The sequence below is a fragment of the Streptomyces sp. NPDC058872 genome (assembly GCF_042743065.1).
In the GTDB taxonomy this organism is placed as follows: Bacteria; Actinomycetota; Actinomycetes; order Streptomycetales; family Streptomycetaceae; genus Streptomyces.
This window is the reverse complement of the sequence record NZ_JBHYMK010000115.1, coordinates 1-9,473: the sequence shown is the minus strand read 5'-3', so window position 1 is coordinate 9,473 and position 9,473 is coordinate 1. Positions and strand designations below refer to the sequence as shown.

Below are 9,473 nucleotides of genomic sequence, written 5' to 3'. Positions count from 1 at the left end.
CGGTCCGATGGGACCGGGGCGGCCCTTCGCGTGCCCACGGAACCGGGTTCAGCGCTTCGAGCCGTCCACGATCACCGGGGCGGAGCCGCCGCTCCCACAGGGCACCGCGTAGACCGGGTTCTTCGCCGCGGCCTCCTTGTACGCGTCGATGCACTGGTTCATCAGGACCTTGTCCGTCAGCGAGTCGTTGAGGATCTTGTTGGCGCGGGCGATGCCCTCCGCCTCGATGCGGCGCCGGTCAGCCTCGGCCTTGGCGGTGCGGGCGGCCTCGGTGGCCCGCTCGGTCGCCTGTTCCTGCTGGATCTTGCGGTCGATCTGGCCCTGGAGGGCGTCCGAGGGCTTCACATTGCGCAGGTTGACCGTGGTCACGTCGATGCCGCGCGGAGCCAGACGCTCCTTGATCAGGACGCCGAGCTCGGCATTGATCTTCTCGCGGCCGGAGGCGTAGCCCTGCTCACTGGTGTAGCGCGCGAAGACGTTGCGGACGATCTCCCGGCTGTCGGGGTAGACGAGCCGCTGCTGGATGGCGTCCTCGCTGCCCGCCAGCTTGTACAGCTCGACGGCCTTGGACGGGACGACGGCCCACTTCACCGTGACCTCGACGTACATGACGCCGCCCTGCGAGGAGCGGACCTCGACCACGTCCTTGTCCGAGAGGTTGAGGTCGACCGGCCGGGTGGAGAAGGTCGTGACGTCGGTGAACGGCGACTTCACGTGCAGTCCCGAGGTCATGGGCGAGCCGACCCGGCCGAACGCGACCGGCACGCCGACCTCGTAGGCGCTGACCACATAGGTCATGCTCACGAGGAACGAGAAGAGACCGGCCAGGACCGCGCCGAGGGCCCCGAACTTCAGCCCGCTCGAATCACTGGCGCGACCGACGAAGAACAACACCGCTGCGGCGATGACGAGCAGCACGGCTATGACGAACACGAGCATTCCCCCTGAAGCGACGAACCGATTGCCAGCGGAGCCTAAGACACGGGAAAGCCGCCGCACACTCCCGGGGCACGACCGGCAGGGGTGCTCGCCCCCGACGACGGGGCTCCCCGGCCCCGGAGGCGGGCTCCCGGAGACGGCTCCGGAGGCGGGGCTCCCCGGAGGCGGGCTCCCGGTGCCGGTGCGGCCCCCAGGCCCCCAGGGCCTCAGGGCCTCAGGGCGAACCGCGCTCCCCCAGGTACTCCAACTGCGCCCGCACGGACAGCTCGGCCGCCGGCCACAGGGAACGGTCCACGTCCGCATAGACGTGGGCCACCACGTCCGCCGCCGTCCGGTGGCCGCTCCGGACCGCCGATTCGACCTGCGCGAGCCGACCCGCGCGGTGGGCGAGGTAGAACTCCACGGCACCCTGCGCGTCCTCGAGGACCGGCCCGTGCCCCGGCAGGACCGTGTGCACCCCGTCGTCGACGGTCAGCGAGCGCAGCCGCCGCAGCGAATCCAGATAGTCGCCGAGCCGCCCGTCCGGGTGCGCGACCATCGTCGTGCCGCGCCCCAGGATCGTGTCGCCCGTCAGCACCGCCCGGTCGGCGGGCAGGTGGAAGGAGAGCGAGTCCGAGGTGTGTCCGGGTGTCGGAACGATCCTCAGCTCCAGTCCGCCGACCGTCACCACGTCGCCCGCGCCGAGCCCTTCGTCGCCGAGCCGCAGCGCCGGGTCGAGGGCCCGCACGGCCGTACCGGTCAGCTCGGCGAAGCGACCGGCGCCTTCCGCGTGATCCGGGTGGCCGTGGGTCAGCAGGGTCAGCGCGATGCGCTTGCCGAGCTTCTCCGCGGTGTCGACGACGTGCCGGAGGTGGCCCTCGTCGAGGGGGCCGGGGTCGACGACGACGGCGAGTCCGGAGTCGGGCTCGGAGAGCAGCCAGGTGTTGGTTCCGTCGAGGGTCATCGCGGACGGGTTCGGCGCCAGGACGTTGACCGCGCGGGCGGTCGCGGGCCCGGACTCCACGAGTCCGCGCGGCTGGCCGGGCAGGGCGGCGGCGGCGCTCATCAGGCGCCCCCGGTGGGGATGACCTTGGTGAACTCCTCGTGCCCCGGCCAACTCAGGACCAGCCCGCCGTCCTCCAGACGGGCCTGGGCGAGGACGGGGGCCAGGTCCTGCCCCTCCGCTGCCGCGGGCACCTCGGCGGCCGTCCGGTACGGCTCCAGGGTGCGCAGGGTCGAGATCGTCGGCGGCATCATCGTCAGCTCGCCCCGGTCGTAACCGGCGGCGGCCTCGGCCGGGCGGATCCACACCGTGCGGTCGGCCTCGCCGGAGACGTCCCGGGTGCGCTGCCCGGCCGGGAGCGCCGCCACGAAGAACCAGGTGTCGAAGCGGCGCTGCTCGAATTCCGGGGTGATCCAGCGGGCCCACGCACCGAGCAGGTCCGAGCGCAGCACGAGTCCGCGCCGGTCGAGGAAGTCGGCGAAGGACAGCTCCCGGGCGACGAGGGCCACCCGGTCCCGCTCCCAGTCCTCTCCGGTGGTGTCGCCGACGACGCCCTCCGCGGTCTCCCCGGCGAGCAGCACGCCCGCCTCCTCGAACGTCTCGCGCACGGCTGCGCAGACCACGGCCTGTGCCTGCGCGGGATCGTCGAGGCCGAGCCGGTCCGCCCAGGCCTCCAACGAAGGGCCGGCCCAGCGCACCGGCTGTTCGTCCCTCGGGTCGACGCCGCCGCCGGGATAGGCATACGCGCCGGCCGCGAAGGCCATCGACGTGCGCCGGCGCAGCATGTGGACCTCGGGACCGGCGGCCCCGTCCCGCAGCAACAGGACGGTGGCGGCGCGGCGCGGCGTCACCGGGGTGATCTCTCCGGCGGCGAGGGCCCGGATCCGGTCGGGCCATTCCGGCGGGTACCACTGACCATTCGACTGACCATTCGACATGGCCGGATGCTATGCGGAAGCACAGAAATGCACGAGGGCCGGCCGTCCCGTCGGGACGACCGGCCCTCCGTTCGGGAACCGGTGATCAGGCTTCGACCAGCTCGACCTGGACCTCGACCTCGACCGGCGCGTCGAGCGGCAGCACGGCCACTCCGACGGCACTGCGCGCGTGCACGCCCTTGTCGCCGAGGATCTCGCCGAGCAGCTCGCTGGCGCCGTTGATGACGGCGGGCTGGCCGGTGAAGTCGGCGGCGGAGGCGACGAAGCCGACGACCTTCACGACGCGCTTGATGCGGTCCAGGTCACCGGCGACCGACTTCACGGCCGCGAGGGCGTTGAGCGCGCAGGTGGCGGCGAGCTGCTTGGCCTCCTCGGGGGTGACCTCGGCGCCGACCTTGCCGGCCATCGGAAGCTTGCCCGCGACCATCGGGAGCTGGCCCGAGGTGTAGACGTACGCACCGGACTGCACGGCCGGCTGGTAGGCGGCGAGCGGCGGCACGACCTCGGGCAGCTTCAGGCCGAGCTCGGCGATCCGCGCCTCGACGGCCCCGCTCACGACTTGGCCCGCTTCAGGTAGGCCACGAGCTGCTCGGGGTTGTTCGGCCCGGGCACGACCTGGACGAGCTCCCAGCCGTCCTCGCCCCAGGTGTCCAGAATCTGCTTGGTCGCGTGCACCAGAAGCGGCACCGTGACGTACTCCCACTTGGTCATGGGGCCGACTGTATCCGTTGCCGGGCCGGCTGCTCCCCGAGGCGGTCCGCCACGGGCGCCCGCGACGCCCTCCGGCTGCTCCCCGGGGCTCCCCCTAGGTGACTTCTCCGGGGCGGCCTGCTGATTGGGCGCAGCCGCCAGTGGTTAGGCTCGACAGCGTGAGCAGGCTCCAGGTCGTCAGCGGCAAGGGCGGTACCGGTAAGACGACGGTGGCCGCCGCCCTCGCGCTCGCCCTCGCCACGGAGGGGAAGCGGACCCTCCTCGTCGAGGTCGAAGGCAGACAGGGCATCGCGCAGGTCTTCGAGACGGAAGCGCTTCCGTACGAGGAGCGCAAGATCGCCGTCGCGCCGGGCGGCGGCGAGGTGTACGCACTGGCGATCGACGCCGAGCGGGCGCTCCTCGACTACCTCCAGATGTTCTACAAGCTGGGTGGTGCCGGGCGGGCCCTGAAGAAGCTCGGCGCGATCGACTTCGCGACGACGATCGCACCGGGCGTCCGGGACGTGTTGCTGACCGGCAAGGCGTGCGAGGCGGTCCGGCGGCGCGAGAAGCACGGCGGCCCCACCTACGACCACGTGGTGATGGACGCGCCGCCGACCGGCCGCATCACCCGCTTCCTCAACGTGAACGACGAGGTCGCGGGCCTGGCGAGGATAGGCCCGATACACAACCAGGCACAGGCCGTCATGCGGGTCCTCAAGTCCCCCGAGACCGCGGTCCACCTGGTGACGCTCCTGGAGGAGATGCCGGTCCAGGAGACCGCGGACGGCATCGCGGAGCTGAGGGCCGCCGAGCTGCCGGTGGGCCGGGTCGTGGTGAACATGGTCCGGCCGCACGTCCTCGACGGGACGGCGGTACGGGCCGCCTCCGGCAACCACCGGGAGGCCGTCGCACGGACCCTTGCCTCCGTCGGCGTCCCGGGCGGTACGGACCTGGTCGATCCGCTCCTCGAGCAGGCCGCCGAACACGCCCGACGGGTGGAGTTGGAACGGACGCAGCGCGCGGCCCTCGACGACATCGGGGTGCCCTCGTACGAGCTCCCCCTCCTCGGGGACGGAGCGGACATCGCGGGGCTCTATCGGCTGGCGAAGGAACTGCGGAAGCAAGGGGTGGGCGCGTGACGGGGAAAGCAGGCGCCGGAACGCGCAAGACCGCTGCCGCGGCCGACCCCCGACCGGCCGCGGAGGAGGGCACCGGTACGACGGGGCCGGGCACCGGCACGGCGGGAACGGCTGCCGGCACGGCGGGAACGGGTACCACGGGGGTCGCCGCTTCCCCGAGCGGAGCGGACGCCGTCACCGACCCCGCCGGAAACGGGCTGGACCGTGCCCCCGTCCTGGCGCTCGACCCGATCCTCGACGACCGGGGGACCCGCATCATCGTCTGCTGCGGCGCGGGCGGGGTCGGCAAGACGACCACGGCGGCGGCCCTCGGCGTGCGGGCGGCGGAGCGGGGCCGGCGCGTCGTCGTCCTCACCATCGACCCGGCGCGTCGGCTCGCCCAGTCGATGGGCATCGACTCCCTCGACAACACCCCGCGCAGGGTGGACGGCATCAAGGGCTCCGACGGCGGTGAACTGCACGCCATGATGCTCGACATGAAGCGCACCTTCGACGAGATCGTCGAGGCGCACGCGGATCCCGAGCGGGCGCGGGCGATCCTGGAGAACCCCTTCTACCAATCCCTGTCCGCCGGATTCGCCGGCACGCAGGAGTACATGGCGATGGAGAAGCTGGGCCAGCTCCGGGCCCGTGACGCATGGGACCTGATCGTCGTCGACACCCCGCCCTCCCGGTCCGCGCTGGACTTCCTGGACGCGCCGAAGCGGCTCGGTTCCTTCCTCGACGGGAAGTTCATCAAGCTGCTGATGACCCCCGCGAAGGTGGGGGGTCGGGCCGGGATGAAGTTCCTCAACGTCGGCATGTCGATGATGACGGGGACCCTGGGGAAGCTGCTGGGGGGTCAGTTCCTCAAGGACGTGCAGACGTTCGTGGCGGCCATGGACACGATGTTCGGCGGGTTCCGGACCCGTGCGGACGCCACGTACCGACTGCTCCAGGCTCCGGGCACGGCCTTTCTCGTGGTGGCCACGCCGGAGCGGGACGCGCTGCGCGAGGCCGCGTACTTCGTGGAGCGACTGGCCGCCGAAGAGATGCCGTTGGCCGGACTGGTCCTCAACCGGGTCCACGGCAGCGGCGCCGACCGCTTGTCGGCGGAGCGGGCACGGGCTGCCGCGGAAAATCTTGAGGAGGGGCGCATTGTGGATCAGGGAGGCGGGAAAGATGGTCTTCGTGGCTCCCCGGCCACCGACCCCGAGCCATCCGAACTCGCCACCGCCGCCGTACTGCCCGTACCCCAGGCTGCCCCCACAGCCGAACCGACAGACGAAACAGACGTGGACGTGCGTCATGTGACCGCGGGACTCCTGCGCCTGCATGCCGAGCGCATGCAGGTGCTCTCGCGTGAGCAGCGCACGCGCGACCGCTTCACCGCGCTCCACCCCGAAGTGGCGGTGGCCGAAGTGGCCGCCCTGCCCGGCGATGTGCACGACCTCGCCGGGCTGCGGGCCATCGGTGACCGGCTCACGGGGGGACACACACCCTCGCCCTGAGGCCGCTTCGCGTACGAGTACCCGTATCCGCACTCGTACCCGAATCCGTACGCGTTCCCTTTGCCGTACGCGGATCTCGTACGGGTCGGGGTCCTAGCCGACCGCGGCGTACTCCTCGTACGTCGCGTCGTCGTCGATCGCCACGGGCAGCAGGCCCGCTCCGCGCTCGTACTCCGTGCGCGCGGTTTCCAGGAGCCGGCGCCACGAGGTGACGGTCGGCCTCCGGCGCAGCAATGCACGGCGCTCGCGCTCCGTCATGCCGCCCCACACGCCGAACTCCACTCGGTTGTCGAGCGCGTCAGCGAGGCACTCGGTACGCACCGGGCATCCGGTGCACACCGCCTTGGCCCTGTTCTGCGCCGCTCCCTGCACGAAAAGTTCGTCTGGATCGGTAGTGCGGCAGGCCGCCTGCGCACTCCAGTCAGCTACCCAGCCCATACCGGCGCCGTCCTCTCCCGAATCGAGGCTCCCCCACGGCGGCAGCGGCATATTCACCGCTGCCAGTTGGGACGTTACGGAAGGTGGGCACAGCGCAACACCCCCTTCGGGCCCAATCTTGAATGGCCCGAACGGACTATGCGTGCACGTCAGATCACCCAGGGGAGTGATCGAAGGACATGTGGGAGCTAAAGGACACATCGCCACGAAGCGCCCTTCTCCACCGCAGCCATTCCGGACATTGAGCGACACATGAACCGGAATCAGACAGGAACTCTCCATGCTTCGGGGTCATGGAAATTCATGTCGACGTCACGTCCGGGTCTTGATGCGAGACCGCGTTGCTGTGACAGTTGGGAGCAGCTTAGGCCAATGCCTGTACGCGTGTCCGGAGAATGGGAACGTCGCCGCCCGCGATGCCGCACCGCTCCGGGAACCGCTCGCGCCTCCGCGCACCGGGCCGTCGAACGGCGTGCACGCGCACCTGCGGCATCCGGATGTCACGGTCTGGTACGCGAACGCTCCGGGAGGCCCCCGCTCCTACGGAACGCTCATGCCCACGGATTAGGCTGCCCCCATGGCAAAGAAGCGCTCGGGCGGCGGTCTGACCGGGACCCAGCAAGCCGCAAAGTTCCTCGGTGTCAGCGTGCTCTCCGGAGCCGTGCTGGCGGGCATCGCCCTGCCCGCGGCCGGCGCGCTCGGGCTGGCCGCGAAGGGCACGGTCGAGGGGTTCGACGAGATCCCCTCCAATCTGAAGACCCCGCCCTTGAGCCAGCGCACCACCATCCTGGACGCCAAGGGCGGTCTGATCGCCACGGTGTACTCGCGGGACCGGAAGGTCGTCCCGCTGGACAAGATCTCCCCGTACATGCAGAAGGCGATCGTCGCGATCGAGGACGGACGCTTCTACGAGCACGGGGCGATCGACCTCAAGGGCGTGCTGCGCGCCATCAACCGCAACGCGCAGTCGGGCGGGGTCGCGCAGGGCGCGTCCACCCTGACCCAGCAGTACGTGAAGAACGTGTTCGTCGAGGAAGCCGGTGACGACCCCGAGAAGGTCGCCCAGGCCACCCAGCAGACCATCGGCCGCAAGGTGCGCGAGCTGAAATTCGCGATCCAGGTCGAAGAGGAACTGGGCAAGAAGAAGATCCTGGAGAACTACCTCAACATCACCTTCTTCGGGCAGCAGGCCTACGGCATCGAGGCCGCCTCCCAGCGGTACTTCTCCAAGCCGGCCGCCGACCTCACCCTGGGCGAGGCCGCGATGATGGCCGGTCTGGTCCAGTCGCCGAGCCGCTACGACCCGATCAACGACATCCAGGAAGCCACCAAGCGCCGCAACGTGGTCCTCCAGCGGATGGCCGACGTCAAGGACATCAGCCAGGCCGAGGCGGACGAGGCCAAGGCGCAGCCGATCAAGCTGAAGGTCAAGACCCCGAAGAACGGCTGCATCACCGCCGTCAACGGCGCCGGCTTCTTCTGCGACTACGTCCGCAAGACGATCCTCAACGACCCGGTCTTCGGCAAGACGGTCGAGGAGCGGCAGAAGCTGTGGAACCTGGGCGGCCTCACCGTCAAGACCACCCTCGACCCGCGCGCACAGGCCGCCGCCAACGAGGCCGCCATCGCGAAGGTCGACAAGGACGACCCGGTCGCCGCCTCGGTGGTGCAGGTCCAGCCCAAGACCGGCCGCATCCTGTCGATGAGCCAGTCCCGCCCGTACGGCCTGGACCAGAAGCAGCACCAGACCACGCTCAACCTCGCCGTCGGCAGCAAGATGGGCGGCACCACCTACGGCTTCCAGGTCGGCTCGACCTTCAAGCCGATCACGGCGGCGGCGGCCCTGGAGAAGGGCATCAGCCCGGCCCAGAGCTTCGACACCCCGGCACAGATCAACGTCTCCGAGAGCGACTACACCCGCTGTGACGGCAAGCCCGCGGGCTACGCGAACTGGGAGGTCAACAACGAGCTGAAGTCCGAAAAGGGCATGTTCGACATGACGAGCGCCCTCGGCAAGTCCATCAACACCTACTTCGCCAAGCTGGAGCAGATGGCCGGCCTCTGCGAGACGCTGACGATGGCGAAGAAGGTCGGGTACGAGCGCGAACTGGGCAAGCCCATCGAGCAGAGCCCCTCCGCCACCCTCGGCAGCGTCGAGAGCACCCCGCTCGACATGGCGTCCGTCTACGCGACCTTCGCCAACCGCGGCCTGTACTGCACCCCGGTCGCCATCGAGTCGATCAAGGCGGCCAACGGCGACAAGCTGAACGTGCCGAAGAGCAAGTGCACGCGCGCGATGAGCGACCGCACCGCCGACACCATCAACCAGATGCTGAAGGGCGTCGTCGAAGACGGCACCGGTACCCGGGCCGGTCTCAGCGACCGCGACAACGCGGGCAAGACCGGAACCACCAGCGACCGCATGGACGCCTGGTTCGTCGGCTACACCCCGAACCTGTCCACCGCCGTCTGGGTCGGCGACGACATCGGCGACCGGGACGGGATGTACAACCTCACCATCGGCGGCGTCTACTACGACAAGGTCTGCGGCGGCTGCCTGCCCGGCCCGATCTGGCGGATCGCGATGACCGGAGCGCTCGACTCGGACGAGACGCCGAGCTTCAACCCCATCTCCGTGCCGCGGGCCGAGAAGCCCAGGGACCCGGAGAAGGAAGGCGACGCGGGCCCGAACAAGCCCCGCAAGCGCGGCGACGCCAAGCCCGGCGACACCGACCCGACGGAACCGTTTCCCGGAGTGACGCTCCCGACGGACCTGCTCGGCGGCGGGGACGGTCGCGGCAACGGCCGCGGCGGAAACCGCTGACCCACCGGACCACGAGCGCGAGGGCGCCCC

The 9,473-nt window shown here is 70.4% G+C and carries 9 protein-coding genes; 3 read left to right on the top strand and 6 right to left on the bottom strand.

All coding sequences use genetic code 11. The features are described from left to right. Nucleotides 1-48 precede the first annotated feature (48 nt). The 5 genes from ACFW22_RS35195 to ACFW22_RS35175 all read right to left on the bottom strand — a co-directional run bounded on the left by ACFW22_RS35195 (nt 49) and on the right by ACFW22_RS35175 (nt 3,570). Complete coding sequence (locus ACFW22_RS35195; RefSeq protein ID WP_386412716.1) at nt 49-933, bottom strand: prohibitin family protein; 885 nt, start codon at nt 931-933, stop codon at nt 49-51. Between the two features lie 220 nt (nt 934-1,153). Then, on the bottom strand, nt 1,154-1,984 hold the full coding sequence (locus ACFW22_RS35190; protein WP_386412714.1) for an MBL fold metallo-hydrolase: 831 nt from the start codon (nt 1,982-1,984) through the stop codon (nt 1,154-1,156). Further along, complete coding sequence (locus tag ACFW22_RS35185) at nt 1,984-2,859, bottom strand: NUDIX hydrolase (protein WP_386412711.1); 876 nt, start codon at nt 2,857-2,859, stop codon at nt 1,984-1,986. Before ACFW22_RS35185 ends, ACFW22_RS35190 begins: the two co-directional genes overlap by 1 nt. Nucleotides 2,860-2,944: 85 nt before the next feature. After that, nucleotides 2,945-3,415 (bottom strand): RidA family protein, encoded by a 471-nt coding sequence (locus ACFW22_RS35180; RefSeq protein ID WP_386412708.1) that lies wholly within the window; start codon nt 3,413-3,415, stop codon nt 2,945-2,947. After that, nucleotides 3,412-3,570 (bottom strand): DUF4177 domain-containing protein, encoded by a 159-nt coding sequence (locus ACFW22_RS35175; protein WP_015034547.1) that lies wholly within the window; start codon nt 3,568-3,570, stop codon nt 3,412-3,414. The genes ACFW22_RS35180 and ACFW22_RS35175 overlap by 4 nt, the downstream gene beginning before the upstream one ends. A 158-nt stretch (nt 3,571-3,728) precedes the next feature. On the opposite strand from ACFW22_RS35175, the gene ACFW22_RS35170 reads away from it, so the two are divergent. Beyond that, entirely contained in the window at nt 3,729-4,691 is a 963-nt protein-coding gene (locus tag ACFW22_RS35170; protein WP_386412705.1) for an ArsA family ATPase, read from the top strand. Nucleotides 4,692-4,888: 197 nt separating this feature from the next. After that, nucleotides 4,889-6,181, top strand: coding sequence for an ArsA family ATPase (locus ACFW22_RS35165; RefSeq protein WP_386412719.1), 1,293 nt, complete (start codon nt 4,889-4,891; stop codon nt 6,179-6,181). A gap of 93 nt (nt 6,182-6,274) precedes the next feature. Here ACFW22_RS35165 and ACFW22_RS35160 read toward each other — a convergent pair whose 3' ends face one another. After that, nucleotides 6,275-6,619 carry a WhiB family transcriptional regulator gene (locus tag ACFW22_RS35160; RefSeq protein ID WP_384874385.1) on the bottom strand — a complete coding sequence of 115 codons (345 nt, stop codon included), beginning with the start codon at nt 6,617-6,619 and terminating at the stop codon, nt 6,275-6,277. A gap of 577 nt (nt 6,620-7,196) precedes the next feature. Between ACFW22_RS35160 and ACFW22_RS35155 the strand changes: the two genes are divergently transcribed. Then, nucleotides 7,197-9,443, top strand: a complete 2,247-nt coding sequence (locus tag ACFW22_RS35155) for a transglycosylase domain-containing protein (protein ID WP_386412702.1) — start codon at nt 7,197-7,199, stop codon at nt 9,441-9,443. The last annotated feature ends 30 nt before the right edge of the window (nt 9,444-9,473 follow it).

What these genes read in the sequence shown, in the direction of transcription:
- ACFW22_RS35155 (WP_386412702.1), top strand. Translation starts at nt 7,197, where the DNA reads ATGGCAAAGAAGCGCTCGGGCGGCGGTCTGACCGGGACCCAGCAAGCC.
- ACFW22_RS35190 (WP_386412714.1), bottom strand. Translation starts at nt 1,984, where the DNA reads ATGAGCGCCGCCGCCGCCCTGCCCGGCCAGCCGCGCGGACTCGTGGAG.
- ACFW22_RS35175 (WP_015034547.1), bottom strand. Translation starts at nt 3,570, where the DNA reads ATGACCAAGTGGGAGTACGTCACGGTGCCGCTTCTGGTGCACGCGACC.
- ACFW22_RS35185 (WP_386412711.1), bottom strand. Translation starts at nt 2,859, where the DNA reads ATGTCGAATGGTCAGTCGAATGGTCAGTGGTACCCGCCGGAATGGCCC.
- ACFW22_RS35160 (WP_384874385.1), bottom strand. Translation starts at nt 6,619, where the DNA reads ATGGGCTGGGTAGCTGACTGGAGTGCGCAGGCGGCCTGCCGCACTACC.